The 18,771-nt window shown below is 43.2% G+C and carries 13 protein-coding genes and 1 pseudogene; 9 read left to right on the top strand and 5 right to left on the bottom strand.

Going from position 1 to position 18,771, the window contains the following annotated elements:
- Nucleotides 1–146: 146 nt before the first annotated feature.
- From L3V27_RS04985 to L3V27_RS04965, 5 genes and pseudogenes are all read left to right on the top strand, one after another.
- Nucleotides 147–414, top strand: a pseudogene (locus L3V27_RS04985) (IS1-like element transposase); the annotation flags it as partial.
- 370 nt (nt 415–784) lie between these two features.
- A complete protein-coding gene (locus L3V27_RS04980; protein WP_237311197.1) occupies nt 785–1,891 on the top strand; it encodes an SAVED domain-containing protein in 1,107 nt (368 codons plus the stop codon).
- Between the two features lie 197 nt (nt 1,892–2,088).
- Entirely contained in the window at nt 2,089–3,327 is a 1,239-nt protein-coding gene (locus L3V27_RS04975) for a nucleotidyltransferase (protein WP_114322908.1), read from the top strand.
- Nucleotides 3,327–5,075: a ThiF family adenylyltransferase gene (locus L3V27_RS04970; protein WP_237311195.1), complete on the top strand. Its 1,749-nt coding sequence runs from the start codon at nt 3,327–3,329 to the stop codon at nt 5,073–5,075. The genes L3V27_RS04975 and L3V27_RS04970 overlap by 1 nt, the downstream gene beginning before the upstream one ends.
- On the top strand, nt 5,053–5,517 hold the full coding sequence (locus L3V27_RS04965; protein ID WP_114322910.1) for a Mov34/MPN/PAD-1 family protein: 465 nt from the start codon (nt 5,053–5,055) through the stop codon (nt 5,515–5,517). The genes L3V27_RS04970 and L3V27_RS04965 overlap by 23 nt, the downstream gene beginning before the upstream one ends.
- A 303-nt stretch (nt 5,518–5,820) precedes the next feature.
- Here L3V27_RS04965 and L3V27_RS04960 read toward each other — a convergent pair whose 3' ends face one another.
- Nucleotides 5,821–7,131, bottom strand: a complete 1,311-nt coding sequence (locus tag L3V27_RS04960; RefSeq protein ID WP_237311194.1) for a hypothetical protein — start codon at nt 7,129–7,131, stop codon at nt 5,821–5,823.
- A gap of 677 nt (nt 7,132–7,808) precedes the next feature.
- Here L3V27_RS04960 and L3V27_RS04955 point away from each other — a divergent pair.
- Nucleotides 7,809–8,810, top strand: coding sequence for a hypothetical protein (locus L3V27_RS04955; protein ID WP_237311192.1), 1,002 nt, complete (start codon nt 7,809–7,811; stop codon nt 8,808–8,810).
- Between the two features lie 123 nt (nt 8,811–8,933).
- Here the strand turns inward: L3V27_RS04955 and L3V27_RS04950 are convergent, their stop codons facing one another.
- Complete coding sequence (locus L3V27_RS04950) at nt 8,934–9,740, bottom strand: sulfite exporter TauE/SafE family protein (RefSeq protein ID WP_104972747.1); 807 nt, start codon at nt 9,738–9,740, stop codon at nt 8,934–8,936.
- Between the two features lie 122 nt (nt 9,741–9,862).
- Here L3V27_RS04950 and L3V27_RS04945 point away from each other — a divergent pair, with 122 nt between their 5' ends.
- Entirely contained in the window at nt 9,863–10,657 is a 795-nt protein-coding gene (locus L3V27_RS04945; RefSeq protein ID WP_005391079.1) for a helix-turn-helix transcriptional regulator, read from the top strand.
- Nucleotides 10,658–10,838: 181 nt separating this feature from the next.
- Nucleotides 10,839–12,089 carry a DEAD/DEAH box helicase gene (locus tag L3V27_RS04940; protein ID WP_237311188.1) on the top strand — a complete coding sequence of 417 codons (1,251 nt, stop codon included), beginning with the start codon at nt 10,839–10,841 and terminating at the stop codon, nt 12,087–12,089.
- Nucleotides 12,090–12,239: 150 nt separating this feature from the next.
- On the opposite strand, the gene L3V27_RS04935 is transcribed toward L3V27_RS04940, so the two are convergent.
- Entirely contained in the window at nt 12,240–12,653 is a 414-nt protein-coding gene (locus L3V27_RS04935) for a VF530 family DNA-binding protein (RefSeq protein WP_005391068.1), read from the bottom strand.
- Between the two features lie 487 nt (nt 12,654–13,140).
- Here L3V27_RS04935 and L3V27_RS04930 point away from each other — a divergent pair, with 487 nt between their 5' ends.
- On the top strand, nt 13,141–14,598 hold the full coding sequence (locus L3V27_RS04930; RefSeq protein WP_237311186.1) for a DUF3360 domain-containing protein: 1,458 nt from the start codon (nt 13,141–13,143) through the stop codon (nt 14,596–14,598).
- Between the two features lie 196 nt (nt 14,599–14,794).
- Here the strand turns inward: L3V27_RS04930 and trpB are convergent, their stop codons facing one another.
- Together trpB and rnr are read right to left on the bottom strand one after the other, a co-directional pair.
- Nucleotides 14,795–16,018, bottom strand: a complete 1,224-nt coding sequence (gene trpB / locus L3V27_RS04925) for a tryptophan synthase subunit beta (protein ID WP_048625224.1) — start codon at nt 16,016–16,018, stop codon at nt 14,795–14,797.
- Nucleotides 16,019–16,419: 401 nt separating this feature from the next.
- Nucleotides 16,420–18,666 (bottom strand): ribonuclease R, encoded by a 2,247-nt coding sequence (gene rnr / locus L3V27_RS04920; RefSeq protein WP_237311185.1) that lies wholly within the window; start codon nt 18,664–18,666, stop codon nt 16,420–16,422.
- Between the last annotated feature and the right edge of the window lie 105 nt (nt 18,667–18,771).

The following is an 18,771-nucleotide window of genomic DNA, read 5'->3' as shown; positions in this document are numbered from 1 at the left end:
CTACACACCTGGCTTATTGCCTGTTATATGCACTATTCTTACCGATAATTTACGCAATAAAAACCTAACTATCCTTTCATTGGTCATGACTCAAATTGGTTGATAGATGTTAATATAGCCACCTGGTTTCTGATGTTTTTTAACTCATGGCTACTATCTAAGTTCAATGTCGTTTCTGTAATAAAACAGAGCCCGTCCGTGAACATGGAAAAGGGCATTCTGGCTTTCCTCGTTTCAGGTCTATCGAGTGTCGAAAGGGCTTTCAACTCGATTAAGTTTACGAAGCCTGCAAGTCAGATGTAAAAGAAAAAATTGTCGATATGTCAATGAATAGCTCTGGAGTTAGGGAAACAGCACAAGTGTTGAATGTCGCATACAACACGGTATTGAGCACTTTAAAAAATCTCGCCAAGGTAAGTAACCTCAATCCCTTTAGATAGAGCAAATATAAGACTAATTTGTAAACTTGAAAGGCTAGCTGCATTGGTTGAGGAATATGAGGAAAAACACTTCCCCATTTAAGAACTGCAACACACCTTTGCCCCAAAGTTGCTTGGACCTTTTACACATTCACCCCCTGTTCATGAGCTTTTGCAATACTAAAAGTTATCCCTTCTTCTCATGCTGTTGGCTGTTAATCCCCGAGATGCAATACGGGGTGAAAGTCTGTACAAACGAATAGATAACCAAATATAAATATGCATTTATATACACACATATCAATGCGCAATACGTACCTTATAGGCTAGAATCAATTACTTTCTAGATATAAAGGACTTGAAGTTTGAAGTGGATAGATCAACTACTTGATTTTGGTTATGTAATTTTTCAGCGCCGACTTTCAGGTTCGCGCTATCTTATGGGCTTAGGCATAAAGCTCTTTACTCTTACGGCTATTGGCTCACTTGCATTTCAGTTTAGCAATGGTGAATACTCATTCTTCATTGATACAGCATCTGACTCAACATATGAAATTGCGACGTTGGTAGGTGTTTATGTCTCAATAGTAATGATCGTCGTAGGATTCTTCTTTGAAGTTTACTCAATGCTATTTGGTGAGTCAGCCTCAAAGAACAGAGCAAAGAGTATCGATTTAAGAAGCTTAGATGGGGCTGCCGCTCCAACCCTGTGCAGCAGTTTTAGTTCCACAATCGAACCAGCCGGGTTACATGATGACCTTTTCATGTGGAAATCTAGAAAGCAGACTCTTGAGGACTGGTTAAAAGAATCATGCGCCAAACTTCAGAAGTTTTACGACGAATCACTTCAGAAATTAAATGGCTTTGAACCAAACAAGCCACTCGCTTTAGGAGCTATAGCTCATGTTCCGCATTGCTTTACTTTAGGTTACTTGGTTGGAAATAAGCGTTTGGTAAATTACTACTGCTGGAACCGTGACAACAAGAAGCAACACAAGGAACGATGGTTAGACTGTCGAGATGCTAGAAGTAGAGGTCAAAAATTAGAGTGCTCAGAAATTATGGAAAAGCCAGAGGTCCTAGATTCTCAGGTAACAAAGCTAGGCATTTCGATAGAAGTCTCTTTTGATAATGACTTAAAGACCTTTTTTGAAGATCTAGAGTTAGATCGCGCTATTGCTTATAGAGTTGAAAGTAGAAACGTTGGAAATATGTTCTCAGATGTAGAGCAATCAAACTTTGTTGCCTCTCTTAGAACCGAAATAAATAACACCCTTCTTAAGAAGTACCCCTACGTGACTGAAGTTCATTTGACCCTTATGGCTCAAGCCTCGCTAATCATGCGCATAGGGGCGGAGTTTAATCAAAATCACCTTAGTCAACAGATAAACGTACACCACTTCGATGGTGCTGGTTACCCTTGGTCATTACAAATAAACAAAGACCAAGAAATTAGTTATTTAATTAAGTAACGAAACCATGTGAGACATCAAAAAATATTTACATATTTTAAATATGGCGTTGTCAAAATGGCGGTTGAAAATTGTACATGGTTGACTCTGAGGAGTATTCTAGTTATGCAACTTTTGGCATTTACACAACATCAGCGTTCAAAAGCTGCATTATTGAAGTAACGGAATAATGTTCTTACAAAGCAGGAGAAGGTTGTATGTCTGTATCAGTTACAAAGCAAGCGGATACTTATCTAGAGGCTTTGGCCAAAGCATTAGAGATCCCACAGTCTAGATATGAACAGGCCGAGAAAAGCTATAAGTCTGTAGGGGAATGGCTTCATAGAGAGGAGTCAACGGTAAAAGATTACTCTCCTGACGTGTATGTACAAGGCTCTTTTCGTCTAGGATTAGTCATTAAACCTTTGTCAGCACAGGAAGAATACGATATTGATTGCGCGTGCTCTTTGACTTATCTCGATAAGTCGTCTCTCTCGCAACAAGATTTAAAAGTGCTCATGGGGGATGAACTAGAGTTATATCGCAAAAGCAAGGGTATCAAAAAGCCAGTCGCTGAGCAGAGGCGCTGTTGGAGGCTAGAATATGCTGACGGCGCGCAATTCCACATGGATGTCGTTCCCTGTATACCAAACGCTGAGCAACAACGCCTTTTACTAGAACAGAAGAACTTTGATACTAAATTTGCTGAGACAGCAATAGCTATAACAGACAATGAAGTACTACCTCAGTACTATCAAATTACATCAGACTGGCCGAGATCGAACCCTCGTGGATATGCTGAATGGTTTAAATTTCGAATGGGTGAGAACTTTGAAAGAAAACGCCGCGAAATACTCAAAGAAATGGAAACTAAAGGTATACAAGCCAGTATTGAAGACATCCCGAGTTATCGCGTCAGAACACCCTTGCAATCAGCGATAATGATACTTAAACGTCATCGTGACATGATGTTTGAAGATAATTCAAAAGATAAACCCATATCAATAATTCTTACAACGCTATCTGCTCATGCATATCAAGGTGAAGATAGTATAGGTTCGGCACTGCTCTCCATATTATTCAGGATGGAGGAAGGAATACATTATGATGGACATAAGTATGTAATCAACAATCCGACAGATGCCATGGAGAATTTTGCCGACAAATGGGAAACACATCCTGAACGCGCTGAAGCCTTTTTCTCCTGGCTAAGTCAGGCTCGAGAAGATTTTTATTCAGTAGGACAACAAGCTGAACACCGCCGAATGGCGGGTATCCTGGAAAGCAGAATCGGTCAGAATGTAACGAATCAAGTTCACCAAGATCTATTAAGTTTAACAAAATCTGGAGCCTCTAGTTTGTTGTCCGCTGCGACGGCAGCATCAACCGTAGCAACCCCAAGCATTGCATTTGGTGATGTTGCAAGAAAACCTAAGAAGCCGGATGGATTTGCGTGATGTGGTGGATTTTTCAAAAAGAAAGGTTTTCTTTAGAAAGAGCGGCTGTATCGGAGCTTGAGTCTAAAGTAGGCTGGTTAGAGGTAGGCAAGTGGCAGGCTGATCCAGGTAATGAATTAGCAATGTGTTTGACATTTCAAGTATTGCATCTAAATAGAACTTTTCACTTTAAGATGGTGTACCCAAGCGTATTCCCTGATTCACCACCAATGATCTATACAGAAGATAAAACGAGGGTCTCTTTGCATCAGTACGGGGCGAGCGGTGAACTATGTTTAGAGCATAGACCTGATAATTGGCAATCGTCAATAGGTGGCTCAGATATGATTGAGAGTGTTTACCGACTACTTTTAGAAGAGCAAGGAGAAGAAGGATATATGGCGCATGCACAATCAGCACATATACCTTCCTTAGGACGTGATACGCGCATCAAAACTTTTCGTTTTTTGCTTACTGAAGGAGACCTAAATGCGCTCAACGCCCTCACAGAGAGAAAAATAGCAAGAGCTTGGATCAGAGAGCATAAGGTGGGCGGGGTCTTCATTAGTTCTCTTTTAAAGGTGGGAGACAAAGAGAATCCTATTTGGACAAGCAATCTCAACTTACCTGACGGTAATAGAGAAGAACAAGCCTTCGTAGTACGTTTTTCTGGTGCAGAAATATCAGAACAACCAGAAGTATCTGATTTAAAAAAATTACTTGAAACATCAGAAATGCTAGAGCTGTATCATGAAGTTCTGCAAACAGATTCAATTGCAAACTTGATTATGGGGGATAAAGATAATTGGGTTTTATTGACTCTCTTTGGTTCTATCTATGAACGAAAATTAATACGTTACACGACGATTAAAATACCGGAGCACAAAAATAGATTACCTGATCAGTTTTTATCATTGAGCGATAAAAAAGTAGGACTAGTTGGGTGTGGTTCTGTCGGTTCCAAAGTTGCCGCAAGTTTGTGTAGATCTGGGGTAGGAAATTTTTTGCTCATTGATGAAGACATTTTTTTTCCTGACAACATTGTTAGAAATGACTTAGATCTCAACTATGTTGGAGCTCATAAAGCACCTGCATTACAACAGCGATTACAAAACATTAATCCTAGTGTTGACACACAGATCCTTAGATTATCGTTAGGTGGACAAGAAAGCTCTAGCTCAATGTCTGGGGCGTTAGAATCACTCGGTAATTGCGATCTCATTATAGATGCTACAGCAGAGCCATTAGCATTCAACTTGATTGCGTCTGTTTCAGTGCGCAAGAAAAAACCAATGATCTGGGTAGAAGTTTTTGGTGGTGGGATTGGCGGTCTTGTGGCAAGGTCAAGACCTGAGCTAGACCCTGTCCCGCTATCTGCGAGAGCTCAAATATATAATTGGTGTGAGGGGCAAGGTGTAGAGTTCTTGCACAGCACAAAAGCAAATGACTATAGTGCTCAAGTGGATGACGATACACCGTTAATAGCAAATGATGCTGAAGTCTCCATTATGAGTGCTCATGCTACTCAGTTCGCAACCGATACCCTAGCTCGACCTGAAGCTAGTATATTCCCTTATTCTGCGTATATCGTTGGCATGTCGTCAGAATGGCTTTTTCAACAGCCTTTTGATACTCGCCCTATCGACCTGCTACCAGAAGGCCAGTGGGGAGAAACTGCTGAACATATTGATTCAGAAGAGATTATCCAACTATTACAAGCTTACCTTCCACCTAAGGACCAATTAGATGCAAATAGTTCTTCCGAATAGTGTTTTGAAAAAGCTTCGGCTCCATATGTTAAAGGCTGGCAAGCGTGAAATAGGTGGAATGCTTATGGGGGAAGACTTAGGCGAACAGGCCTTCCGGATCGTTGATTTTTCTGTCGATGTGAAAAGAGGGACGACTTCTAGCTTTTTCAGAGATTCTGATGAACACGATTTGGCATTGCAGAAGTTTTATGAAGAAACAGGCTCTGATTACAAACGCTTCAATTATTTAGGAGAGTGGCACACACACCCAAGTTTCTCAGTTGATCCTAGTATCAATGACATCAATGCTATGCAAGGTATAGTTCATGGCGGTGAAAACGTAGATTTTGCGTTTTTATTTATTTCTAGGTTACGTTGGTTTTGGCAGTTCGAGTGTAGTGCTTACCTGTTTATTCGAGGCCATCAACCAATTCAAGTAGAGATTATTGTTGAGAAAAAATAAAGACCTATTACTTTGGTAGTTGTCGAGCTTTTATGATATTTATCACTATTAGCAATATAGAGTTAATTTTCGGTATGTAGTGAGTAAGGGAATTTGGCCTGACACATGTAGGCTGGTCGCTTGGTTACAATACTAGGAGTAATCCGAAAAATCAGGGCTCTGTAAAGTTCATAACTCAGAAATGTCCAAAAATGAGTCACGATAGTCTGTACAAGTTAGTCGCGACTCATCACAATATATGTAAGATTAGTATGAGTCAGTAAGGCTCAACATCTCGCCCCAGGCCAGTCCGGGGCGACGCAATTAGAGATTTGATAGTGCTTTACTCAATGTGTCATTGCTGGCAATTATGTTGTTTGCACTTTTAATGGACTCAAGTTGTTGTGGGTTGTTTAGGTCAATCTTGCTGAGCGCACTCGTCAGTATACCCACTCTCGATGCCGCCTCCGTATCAGTGAGGCTATGCTGTTGCTTTACCCCATAACTCATCGATATTGCCAGTGCTTTGGCGGTTATAAGCTTACTAGATTGCTCTTGTGCTTTTGTTTCTTCGGCGGCATCTTGAGCAGTCTTAGCACTTTCGTAGGAAGCTATCGCTTGGCTTATATCGTCTATGCCTTTTGACACCTCGTTTTTCGTTTCCTTGTATTCAATTTTGGTAATGGTTCCATGCTCGGAGGACAAGATGTTGAGTTCATTATCCTTGCCTATTCTTGTGCTATAACCAATGAATGAAATATGACCAAGTTCTGGTAGCGATATCATTTCAGATCTCGTCACCTTGCCGTCGCTAGATGTTACAGTTAATAGTCCCGCGCCTGGCATAGCGATAGGTACGCCTTGCGGCATGCTATTTGAGGTCTTTGTGATACTCTTAAGCTGTGCATTATAAGGATAATCTCCGTCTTGGTTCGGCGTCCCTCCTAAAGCCAACAGTTCCACTGTGAAAGCAGCGTCTTTCCGATTAGGCAGGTTTATCCCTTTTATGGCGCTAATATCACCTTCAAACCATTGCTGGAACTGTGAGCTATCCATTGGAGTGAAGTCATGTTTTGCCCCTGCAATCTCCTTGAACTGCAAAATCGTTGTGTCGGTTAGCACTGGCGCCTTGCTGCTATCAGAGTGTTTACACTTGACCTCTGGTGATTTTGAGGGGACGTAACCTTCTGCCTTAGGTATCTCGATTAGGGGGATGCCTTGGGATGCGAGTGCAATGTTGATCGCACCTTTTATTGTGGACGCTGCGATATCAACAGTCTTGTCTTCTCCTTTTACAGAAAAGCTCTTAGTGAGTCCGTTATTATGGTATTCAGCGGTAACAGCCATCATGTTGTTAAACTTTGAGGCTTCTTTGGGGTCAACGTGTACATACTGAGCGGGGAAAAATAATGGAACAACGTCAATCTCCGAGTCAAAGGTTATTTGAGGAGTTTGGTTTGGGGCTTCTTGCTTGCACCCTGTTAGCGTGTACGTTTGTGTCACCTGCAACAGTGAACCTGGTAACGGGATTGGAGTACCAGATGGAATGGCGTCAGTATCAGTTGAAGTGGTCTTTAGAGTGGCACTGCAACCCATCAATTGTGCCACTAGGGTTGTGTAAACCAAGAGTTTCATGATCAGCCACCTATGTAGATTTGATGTCTCAAAATTGTAGATCTTGTGAATATCCATAGAGTGCATATGCATCACAGATTGTAGAAAATGGAAGCAACTCCAAGTTTATGCTGCTCCGTCCTGGTAAAAGTATCAATTTAACGTCACAGAGTTTCTGAGCATACAAAGGTAAGTAAAGACTGATGACTAAGCCGTGAACATACTATTCGAGTACTCTCGTGCAGAGGTGTCCAACATAGTTTTTCATGCTTGCTTCTTCTCTGGATTGATCACGATGTTTGCATACAGGGAAAGGCGGACTTCGTTGTGCAACGACAAAGTAAGTTAGGTATTAATAGTGTACGATGGGACAATCAAATCATCATAGTCATCACTCAACAAAGTATCGTTTCTGTATCGCTAAGTGGTTTGATGAAAAGGATACTGTTCTCACTCCTCTGGCAAGTTTTTCGGGATGTAGTTCTTTCAGACGTAGTGAAGAGCTTTCAAACACATCCATGTCCAAAAGCTTGCTGGCGTAGTTCAAAGCAGACACTTGCTTTGGGTTACTCGACTCCAAGTAACTTTATTGCTATGTTTCGCAAAATATATGGAGAATCTCCTGCACGTTATTTTTCCAGATGCCGTGCAGAATAATGTGTTGACCGGCTGAGGGAAAAATGAAAACCAAAATAATAATGTCGTTTCTACTCGCTACATTGTGTGTCAGTGTCAGCGCCAGTACGAATGAGCCGAAATACCATTCTGCGCTAACAGTCAAAACGGTATTCAGTGAAGACAGAGGTAAGCCAGTAGAAGTCTATTATTGGTATCCCACAACGAACGGAAAAACCAACTTCACGTTTGGTATGGGTAACATTTTTAAATCAGTCGAAACGCAGTTAGATGCCCCGTTAGCAAGTGGAAAATTTCCCGTTGTGCTTTTGTCGCAGGGCGGAACACGGTCAGCATTTTCCCATAGTGGTTGGATAGCTTCGGGCCTAGCGAAACAAGGTTATGTCGTTGTTGTACCAAAGCCTCCTGCACCAAACGAAATCAATGCAGAAATGGCTGTTGATGAAATCACATTCAGAACCAGTGATTTGGTGCTTGGGCTGAACGAATTAAGTTCGGTCGGGATACTGTCCGGAGGCGTAGATACAGATGCAGTGCAGGGTGTCGGCTTTTTTCTGGGCGGGACATCTATGCTGATGCTCTCCGGAGCGCAAATAAGCCCGGAAAAATATCGAACATCGTGTCACAACGTAACCAATGTAGACTGTCATTGGTTACGTGAAAATGACGTTGATATTACCAACACCCCGGATCAAAAATTCCCCCGATTTCAGTCTGAAAACAAACTGAAATCGGTCGTCGTTGTCAACCCTGAGCTAACGAAAACTTTTGTCCCTGAAACTTTGGCCTTGATGAACAATGCTATCACCGTGGTGGCGCTCTCTGATCGGCTACATCCCGCACTGACACCAGCCGAATCACTTGTTGCTCTTCCCAATGTGACATTTCAAGAGATCCCCAGTGCGAGTCAGTTTAGTGCGTTCACAGAATGTACTGAGCGTGGCATTAAAATTCTCGCATCAGAAGGGGAGGAAGCACTTTGCCAGGAGCGTGACGAGGTTTCCAGAAAGGACAATCATCAGCAAATTTTGGATGTAATTCTGGCTAGGTTAACAAAGTCATAAGAGTGCAACAATGCGGAGCTTTCTTACACATTGTGTGCTTGGACCAGCAAAGCGAGGAGTAAGTTTTTGCAGGCTTATCCCTCCACCATACTGCAAGACCTACTAATGACGGTATTATTTGCCCTAATGGAGTACTTGTACCAGCATTTTAAAACTTAGAAGAACACACAAAATACCAACGATTTTCTTAAGAACTTTATTTGGGAAATACTCTGCGCAACGCACGCCGAGGCTAGTAGTTAAGTAGCTACTAATGGAGAAGCTGATCATTGCAGGAAGATATATGTATCCTAATACTAAGTTGTTCCAATCTGTATTTTCCCATCCGTTTAACATGTAACCGAGGCTTCCTGATAGCGCGATAGGGAAACCTATCGCAGCAGAGGTGCCAATAGCTCGTTTTACCTCAAAATTTTGCTGGACAAGATAGGGGATGATCAACCCCGCACCGCTTATAGAGACAAGTGCTGATACAGAGCCAATCACCGAGCCTACAGTGATATTACCGATAGCCCCATGTGGGTTAGGGTTGTACTCATTTTCAGTGTTGAGAAACATCTTATAAGCTACATACAACATGAATACGCTGAAAAAGCCTGCCAGATAGACTCCTTGTAGATACGATGCTACGAATGTGGCGCAAAATGTTCCGACTAGAACTCCGCTCAACATTTTTACTACCATTGTCGAGTCTACATTCTCTTTTTTGTAGTGAGCGCGCATGCTGCCCAATGTTGTAATAATCATTGAAGCCATTGATGTCCCTAACGCAAGATGGACCACTTCTGTATCAGCTATTCCCTGTAGTGAAAACAGAAACGCAAAAATAGGGACGGCCATTCCACCACCACCCACACCAACGAGTCCAGCGAGAAAGCCAATGCCCAAGCCTGCTGTAATGTAATAGATAATAAAGATAGGTTCGTTCATGATGGTTCTGCCTTCGATAAAATGGTCGTTGCTAAAATGTTACTCGAACGCTAACTTGCTATGGTAACGTTAAGAGGACAGAAAATAATGAATAATGGCCAAAATGGAATTGAGTAAATAAAGTGACAAACTCTGATTACAGCGAATGGAAAAATGGCGCCGCACTGATCGCTAAGGAGTGGCAGCATGAAAGGAGCGACTTCAACCATTTGGATCAACGGCCACATAATTGGCACAGCCATCATCGAGGCCAGTTACTGTGTATAGATGAAGGGCTAATTCAGGTCAAAACTGATGAAGGAACGTGGATACTACCACCTCACCGAGCTGGTTGGATCCCCCCGGGTGCGATGCACAGTGTTTATTTTTGTGGTTCTCTGAAAGGTCGTTCATTACTGTTTACTCCAGAGAGTTGTGAGCGGTTTCCAATGAGACCTTGTGTGATCCAAATGAGCGATGTGTTGAAAGCCCTATCGGTTAGAGCATCGATATGGAGCAAAACAGACGATCTATCCATACAGTCTTTACGTATTCTTGCCGTAATATCCGATGAAATCGTCAATAGCCCTCATGAGTCACTCCACATCCCACAGCCCAGAGATCCGAGACTGCAAAAAGTTACTCAAGCAATTTTAATAGACCCAAACAGCAAACATTCTGTGGAGCATTGGGCAAATATCGGGGCTGTCTCATCTCGGACGTTAAGACGATTGATTCGAAGTGAGTTAAACATGAGTTTTAGTGAATGGCGGCAACAAGCACTGCTAATACATTCGTTAGAAATGATGGCTCGCGGAGAATCAGTAGGAGCGGTTGCACATGCTTTGGGTTATTCGACGCCCAGTAACTTTATCGCGATGTTTCGTCGGGTCTATGGCGATTCACCCACGCGTTACTTTTCGAGTCGTGGCATATAGTTGCCAAGAGCTTACCTAAATTAGGTTCGTTTTTATGTACTGAGGTTTTGCATACATTTACTCACCCAACATAAGCAAGTGCTTCTTTCACCAATCTTCTGTTTGGGCCATTATCTCTAACATCCAGACGCGAAATAGCATAAGATACACGGCCTTTACTAGCACTGAGCCACTCATCGTAATGACAGATAAAACACAGCAAGCGACATTTGCCGATCTTGGCCTGATTCCAACCTTAGTCGAGCGACTAGAAGCGTTAGAATACAGCCAACCGACGCCCATTCAATCTCATACCATTCCTTATATCCTTGAAGGGAAAGACATTGTTGGCGGTGCCAATACGGGCTCTGGTAAAACCGCTGCTTTTTCGCTTCCAATTCTGCAAAAAATTGTTCAGCAAGATGAATCAAATAATCGCCGTGGTAACTTCGTTTCTCACCTGATTTTAGTTCCAACTCGTGAGCTGGCATCACAGGTGGCATATAACGTCAAATCTTACTCATACCATCTTAGAGATAAGATCAAAACGGTTGCCGTATTTGGTGGTGTGTCGGTGAACCCACAAATGCTGGCGCTTCGCGGTGGCTGTGACATTATCGTAGCTACGCCAGGTCGATTACTTGATCTGGTATCCAGTAACGCGATTAAGTTGGACCAAGTAAAAACGCTCGTGCTCGATGAAGCTGACCGTATGTTGAGCCTCGGATTTACCGAAGAACTCAATAAGATTCTTGCGTTACTGCCAGAGAAGAAACAGACGCTGCTATTTTCTGCTACTTTCCCTGATAAAGTCACGACGCTGGCTAAGCACTTGCTCCGCGACCCTGTTGAAGTTCAGTTGCAGAGCGCAGAAGCCAGCACTTTGGTGCAACGCGTGTTTAGTGTAAATAAAGGTGAGAAAACGGCGGTACTCGCGCACTTAATCAAACAGCATCAGTGGCGACAGACTTTGATTTTTGTGAATGCTAAGAATGCCTGTAACCATTTAGCTCAAAAGCTGTCAAAACGCGGTATTACTGCTGAAGTTTTCCATGGTGATAAAGGGCAGGGCGCTCGTACTCGTGTCCTTGACGGTTTTAAGTCTGGCGAGATTCAAGTTCTTATTGCTACCGATATCGCAGCACGTGGCCTTGATATTGAAAAGCTGCCAGTGGTGATTAACTTCGATCTTCCACGTAGTCCTGCTGACTATATGCATCGAATCGGTCGTAGTGGTCGTGCTGGTGAAGTGGGTCTAGGGCTATCCCTTATCGATTACGATGACTATCACCATTTCAAAGTGATAGAAAAGAAAAATAAGTTCCAACTTGAACGTGAGCAGGTAGAGGGCTTTGAAGTGGAAGACGACCAGAGTGAAGCCTACTTTTTACCGATGAAGCCGCGTGCAAAGCCGGCAGGTACGGGTAAAAAGAAGAAAAAGCGTAGTCAATAGAAAACGTAAACAACCTGTGAGTTTACTTACGGGAGGCGCTGGAGAAGGGGGCGCACTAGCTTGAGTATTCGCTTCTAGCCATTTCTTTAAAGAACAATAGAGCCTTGCTGGAGCTACCAGTAGGGCTCTATTGCTTTTCAAGGTAATGTGCTATCGACGCGTCGGACGTCCACGAGGTGAACGTTTTTTAAATGCGGATGCAGCTTTAGCTTGTGACTTAAGGATAGAGTCAACGGTTAGCGGCATTGGCTCTTTAGGTTCAAGACCATGAGGGAAAGTACGAGCTCTCGGTGGTAAATCATATTCTTCTTCACTTGCGCGTGGCATGCGCTTAAAGCGATAAAGGTAAAAGTTTTCTAATTTTTCTCTCGCCCATTCGGTCTTCTTTAAATACTTCACACTACTTGCAATCGAAGGCTTAGTGTTAAAGCAATTAAAGCGCATTGCTGTATCTAGAATGTCCCAGCCATAAAAATCCACCAACTCTTGCAACATTGTCTCTAGCTTTAACCCGTGCAGTGGGTTGTTCCGTTGCAGTTCGATTCTTTCTTCGTCAGTCATCATTTTAGGGGCCTTACTCATCAAAGGGTGGAGTTTAGCAAAGTATACATTACAGAGATATCTATAGTTAGGCAGCGATGGTTTGGGTTGCAACTCGATTTGATGTTGTTAGTGCGTACTTGCATGAGCAAAATTAACCAATTACCTGTGTGAATACGGATATGTTTTTTCTACCTTGAAAAGCACAGGTGGAGTTGCGGCTGTTCATCTTGCTGAATTGCTTTTCAAAAACTCTCACTAAAGATCCGCGTACTCTAATGTAATGTTAAATCTTTGTGTAATAAGTGAGATTTTTGTTGCTCTTTTACTAATGTCTAATATTCCTACCGATAGCAATACATGCTTAATAGGTTCAAATCAAAAATTAGCCATACCACTTTCTTGGTGTGGCCTCGATGTTTGATGTGGGTGTTGTCTCGTATTGGTCTGTATACCAAGCGAAACTCTAGTTGGCATAGTTCAACGTTGAAATATAACAAAGGATAGCTCAATGTCTGACTCAAGTAAGACCTTTTACAGGGATGTGCGCAAAAAACCGCATGAATTTGAAAATCGTGAAGACTTTCTAAACCATGATTTAACCATCATGAGCTTTCGTCGCTGGGGTATTCATTTGCCATCACGTGATTACAGTATTGAAATCGAAGACTGGGTGCCTGCATTAGCCGCAACCATTGGTAAAGTGGTGATGGTCACCGCTATGGTTGCTGCCTTTGCTGCTCAGTTCGGTTTATCTCCGGAGTTCGTTGCAGAAAACGTGCGTTACGAATTGCTTATCGCGGGTGCTCTGTTCGTTATTTTGTTTTCCGCCATCCTAAACCCGAATGCAAACTTAGCCGGTACCCACGGCCCAATGATACCGCTGATTCCCATGATTGCTGCCGCAGGAGGGCATCCTCTGGCGCTTGGCTTGATGGTATGTGCTTTTGGCTTAATTCTCGCTTTGACTAAAGGCGGTTCTAAACTCATGACCTTGACTGGCATTGGGGTTCGAGGAGGGTTATTGATCTACCTAGGCGCTGTTGGGTTGCTCGGACAAATTAATAAGACTGAGGCGTGGGCTGCAAGTACAGACCAAGGTTACATCTCGTTTGTGGTCATTGGCCTAACCGTTATGGTTTATGCCTACCTAGCTAAGATCAACAAGCGTTGGTTGGCAATCCCACTGTGCTCTGCACTCGCGGGTATTGTTGCTTATTTGATGGGCGCTGAGTTTGCTTTTACCACAGAACCGGGCCTGCCTAATTTCAGTCCATTCTATTGGTGGGGTGAAGATACAGGCTGGCAACTAGGTTGGCCAACCTTAGAGCACTTTATTGCCGTGACTCCATTTGCGCTACTGGCAGTCGCTATGTGGTCCCCTGATTATCTTGGCCATCGTGTGTTTCAAGAACTTAACTACCCGAAAGAAGCGAAAGGCGTACTCATGGATGTCGACGACACGATGGTCGGAGCGTCTGTTCGTCAGGGAGTTGGCTCACTATTAGGTGGCGGAAACCTAGCTTCTTCTTGGGGAACGTACATGATTCCAGCCGCAATTGCCAAACGTCCTATTCCAGGTGGCGCACTGTTAACGGGTTTCATGTGTATTGCCGCCGCGGTAATTGGTTACCCTATGGATCTAGCGATGTGGGAGCCTGTTCTGCGTGTTGCTTTGATTGTCGGTGTATTCTTACCGCTTTTAGAAGCGGGTATGCAGATGATCCACAAGCATAAAGATTCACTCAGTGCCGGTATCTGTATTTTTGCCTGTGCATTCGTTAATCCAGTCTTTGGCTGGGCAATCACGATGCTGCTGGATAACCTTGGACTTATCGGCGACCATGAGCGTGCCAACGAACTCTCGAGAAAAGATAAATACCTGATTCCTGGTACTGCATTTATCGTCTGTGCAGGCTCGCTTGCTGTCGTTGGTCAACTTCCGGGCATTCCTGCTCTGATCGGTTAATCGAATTATGCTCTAAAGGCATCGTTGGAGTGGTGAGTGAGAGGGCTTTCTCAAGCTATGACTATTTCTCAAAAGTAAAAGGTTTGAACTGTGTAGTTAAGCCTTTAAAGCGCATGTAGGGAAAGTAAGGCGCAAACAAAAAGCTACCTAGTAATAGGTAGCTTTTTGTATAGACAGTTAGCCTACCAAACAGGGACTAAATGATTGATTCAATGCCATATTTTGCGCCGTAGTGTTCAACGACAAAATCAATGTCTTTGTCACCGCGACCGGATAAGTTGATCAGAATTGAGCCAGTTTCTCCTTGCTTCGCGAGTTTAATCGCGTAAGCGACAGCGTGTGAGGATTCAATCGCTGGAATAATCCCCTCTTCGCGAGACAGTTCAAAGAATGCATCAATTGCTTCGTCATCGGTGATTGAGCCGTAATTGACACGGCCAATGTCTTTTAAGTAACTATGCTGAGGACCAACCGATGGGTAATCCAAGCCACTTGCTACAGAGTACACTTCTTGAGGTTCGCCTTGCTCATCTTTGAGCATGTAAGACTTAAATCCGTGCATAATACCTGGCTCACCAAGTGTGAGTGTTGCAGCATGCTCGCCAACCTTTTGCAAAGAGCGGCCCGCGGGCTCGACGCCGTGAATAGCGACTTGTTCATCGTCTAAGAAAGCAGTAAATAGCCCCATCGCATTAGATCCTCCCCCAACACATGCAACGAGATTATTGGGTAGCTTACCAGTCATTTCTTTGAATTGAACACGTGCTTCGTTGCCGATAATTGACTGGAAATCTCGTACCATTTTTGGGAATGGGTGAGGGCCAACGACGGAACCTATCGCGTAAAGTTGTGTGTCAGGATCTTTTAGGTAGGCTTCGAAGGCAGAATCAACCGCTTCTTTGAGAGTCTTGCGCCCGTGAGTAGCAGGGATGACATTGGCACCAAGGATTCTCATACGGACGACATTCGGGTGCTCTTTGGCAATATCAACTTCACCCATGTAAATATCGCACTTTAAGCCGACCAGTGCGGCGGCTGTCGCAAGCGCGACCCCATGTTGCCCTGCGCCAGTTTCAGCAATCAGTTTCTTCTTACCCATCTTTTTAGCGAGAATGGCTTCTCCTAAGCAGTGGTTAATTTTATGTGCGCCTGTATGGTTTAAGTCCTCGCGCTTTAGGTAGATGTCTGCTCCGTATTTCTTAGACAAGTTTTCCGCATGGAAGATTGGGCTAGGTCGTCCAACAAAGTGCTTATACAGGCGAGCAAGTTCCGCTTTAAATTCAGGATCTTTGCTGCATTCCTCATAAGCTGCGTTGATGTCACGCATGATTTGTTCAAGCTCCGGCGGCACGAAGCTACCACCGTATTCACCAAAGTATCCTTCTTCATTGGGCATGGTGAGATCAAACGAGTTTTTCATTATTTACATCCTAGTTAACGAAAGTATTGATACTTTTATACCCAAAATTTGGAAGAGGTTGTGTGATCAGTTGCTTAAATCAGAATTCGCGATCTAGTGAACTAGTTAAAAAGTACAATTTGTGTGGTTGGTAACGGGTTGGATACAGCATAAGATGGGATTTAAGAGACGCAAAAAAGCCCCGAGAGATCCTAGGCTGTCATAAGAACCTCTCGAGGCAAACAGAGTGCTGGAAATACACTCTGCGATGGTGTCTGGAAACAAAAGTTAGATTCGTTTCCTTTGCCAGATATTAGGGTTTTAGAATAAGCTGATGTCAGCGAAATGTCACAAGTTAATCGCGGTATCTAAAGCTTATTTTTTATTTTTGAACAATGGGTTAGAAAATAGACTACAACAGACTAACCAACCGTGTGTTCTGCATCTTTTAAATTGAACATGATCTTTCTTTGTTTCGAATCGACGTCTTTAACTAACACGTGCACTTTAGTCCCTAAAGTAAACGTGGTGCTCTGGCTAGAAATTTTTTGTTTGACTGCATCAAATTCGAACTCACCATTTTGAAAACTTGATAAAGGAATGAGACCTTCGATTCGGTTTTCCTCTAACTCAACAAATACTCCGAAGTGTGTGACTCCAGACACCTTCCCCGTGAAGTGTTGCCCAATAAATGGCTTCATGTAATGACATTTCAGTGCAGACTCAACCTCTCGGCTCACTTCATCTGCCTGACGAGATTGATGTGAACAGTGCACGCTCAGTTGCTCGATTACTTTTGTATCGTAAGGGTAGTTGTTCGCCGCACCTGTCAATTGACGAATAGGTTTTAGTTTCATGAGCAGACTGCGTAGCTTGCCTGTTTTTTGCTCTCGAAGTTTAGCGCGAATGGCGCGGTGAACGAGTAAGTCTGGGTAACGACGAATTGGCGAAGTAAAGTGCGCGTATGCGTCATAGGCTAAACCGAAGTGACCCATATTCTTCGGCGAATACTCGGCTTGACTCTGAGAACGTAGCAGTAGGGTACGAATCACATCACACTCATCCAAATCTTGCACTTGTTCCAGTAATGCGTTGTAGTCATGAGAAGTTGGTTTATCACCACCCGCAAGCGTTAGCCCTTTGTCTGCAAGCATCATTCTTAATGAGGACAGTTTTTTCATCTGAGGACCAGAGTGCACGCGGTATAAGCTCGGTATTTTTTGTTGCTGCAAAAATTGAGCGGTGGCAACGTTGGCACACAGCATGAATTCTTCGATCATTCGGTGGGCATCATTTCGAACTACAGGAACGATGGACGCGATTTTCTTTTTATTGTTTAACGTGAATGAAAGCTCTTGCGTGTCAAAATCAATGGCACCACGGACTTGACGTTGACCTGATAGGTTCAAATACAAGCGATGGAGATTCACCAGATGCTGTTTAATGTTTTGTTTTGGGTTCTTACCTTGGTATTTTTTTGCTTCCGTTGATTGGGAAACAATGCGGTAAGCTTCGTTATAAGTTAAACGAGCATGCGAGTGAATGATCCCTTCAGAAAACTCTGAATCTAGCATGTTACCTTCGTCGTCAAAGGTCATCTCACATACCATAACCAATCGGTCTTCATTCGGGTTAAGCGAGCACAAACCGTTAGATAATGTTTCTGGTAACATTGGTACAACGTATCCGGGGAAGTAAACGGACGTTGCACGAGATTGCGCCTCAAGATCTAAATGGTCGTTTGGCTGAACGTAGTGAGATACGTCTGCAATCGCAACGAATAACTTCCAATGCCCATTGTCCATTTGGTATGCATAAACGGCATCATCAAAGTCTTTCGCGTCGTCCCCGTCGATAGTGACGAACGGTAAATCTCGATAATCCACTCGTGACGTTTTGTCTTTTTCTTCTACGTGATTGCCAAATGCGGAAGCAGCGTGAAGAACTTCATCATCCCAATGGTCATTGATGCCATGTCGACGTAACGCCAATTTAACTTCAATTCCTGCTTCTCCCGGACGCCCTAATACTTCAGCCACTTCAACTGTTGTTGATTGTCTGTGATCTGGATAGGCCGTGACTTTACAATGAATGAGTTTACCGGCACTTTTGGCGATAAGATCATTTGGTGTGACATGAATGGTTTGAGTCAGTTTCGCGCTTTCTGGCACTAGATAGAAGTTCGAACCTTTTCTCTTTAACAAGCCTACGATGTGGGTTGTTTTTCGTTCCACTATTTTGATGAAACGATGATTTGAGCGTCCTTGATGCTGAGCATTGCCTTTCAGAACCAGTACGATATCGCCATCAAACACATGAGTAAGTTGGTGTTTAGGTAAGAAAAGGTCTTTTTCATTACTGTCGTAAGTGACAAAACCAAAGCCGTCTGCGTGAATGCTGACCTTTCCAGAAACCAAAGCGGTTTGATCGACTTTTTTATAACCACGGCGATGCGTGAAAATCAACTGGCCATCGCGCTCCATAGCGCGTAAACGTTTTTTTAAAGCGTCTTTTTGTGGTTTCTCATCTAAGCCAGTAGAGCGAGAAATTTGCTCGTGACTTAAGTGATTTTTAACTTTATCGAATAGGCTAAGGATAGCGTCTCGGCTAGGGATAATGTGCTCGTAATTATTAGAATTTATTGATTGTGCGGATATATTTAATTTCATTTTTTTCTCTTATATTCGCCAATCGCTTTTATTTTATAAACTTTATTTATATGAGCAAAGCATGAGGCGAAGTGATTCAGATATGAATCAGATTAATTTAATTCC

Source organism: Vibrio sp. J2-3(2022) (assembly GCF_021725735.1).
GTDB classification, from domain to species: domain Bacteria; phylum Pseudomonadota; class Gammaproteobacteria; order Enterobacterales; family Vibrionaceae; genus Vibrio; species Vibrio diabolicus.
The sequence above is the reverse complement of the archived record's forward strand: the minus strand, read 5'-3'. Positions and strand labels throughout refer to the sequence as shown.

Bases quoted from the DNA above. Each gene is read 5' to 3' on its own strand.
- trpB (WP_048625224.1), bottom strand. From the start codon at position 16,018: ATGAAAAACTCGTTTGATCTCACCATGCCCAATGAAGAAGGATACTTT.
- L3V27_RS04965 (WP_114322910.1), top strand. From the start codon at position 5,053: ATGCAAATAGTTCTTCCGAATAGTGTTTTGAAAAAGCTTCGGCTCCAT.
- L3V27_RS04935 (WP_005391068.1), bottom strand. From the start codon at position 12,653: ATGATGACTGACGAAGAAAGAATCGAACTGCAACGGAACAACCCACTG.
- L3V27_RS04955 (WP_237311192.1), top strand. From the start codon at position 7,809: ATGTCGTTTCTACTCGCTACATTGTGTGTCAGTGTCAGCGCCAGTACG.
- L3V27_RS04975 (WP_114322908.1), top strand. From the start codon at position 2,089: ATGTCTGTATCAGTTACAAAGCAAGCGGATACTTATCTAGAGGCTTTG.
- L3V27_RS04940 (WP_237311188.1), top strand. From the start codon at position 10,839: ATGACAGATAAAACACAGCAAGCGACATTTGCCGATCTTGGCCTGATT.
- rnr (WP_237311185.1), bottom strand. From the start codon at position 18,666: ATGAAATTAAATATATCCGCACAATCAATAAATTCTAATAATTACGAG.
- L3V27_RS04970 (WP_237311195.1), top strand. From the start codon at position 3,327: ATGTGGTGGATTTTTCAAAAAGAAAGGTTTTCTTTAGAAAGAGCGGCT.
- L3V27_RS04960 (WP_237311194.1), bottom strand. From the start codon at position 7,131: ATGAAACTCTTGGTTTACACAACCCTAGTGGCACAATTGATGGGTTGC.
- L3V27_RS04950 (WP_104972747.1), bottom strand. From the start codon at position 9,740: ATGAACGAACCTATCTTTATTATCTATTACATTACAGCAGGCTTGGGC.
- L3V27_RS04930 (WP_237311186.1), top strand. From the start codon at position 13,141: ATGTCTGACTCAAGTAAGACCTTTTACAGGGATGTGCGCAAAAAACCG.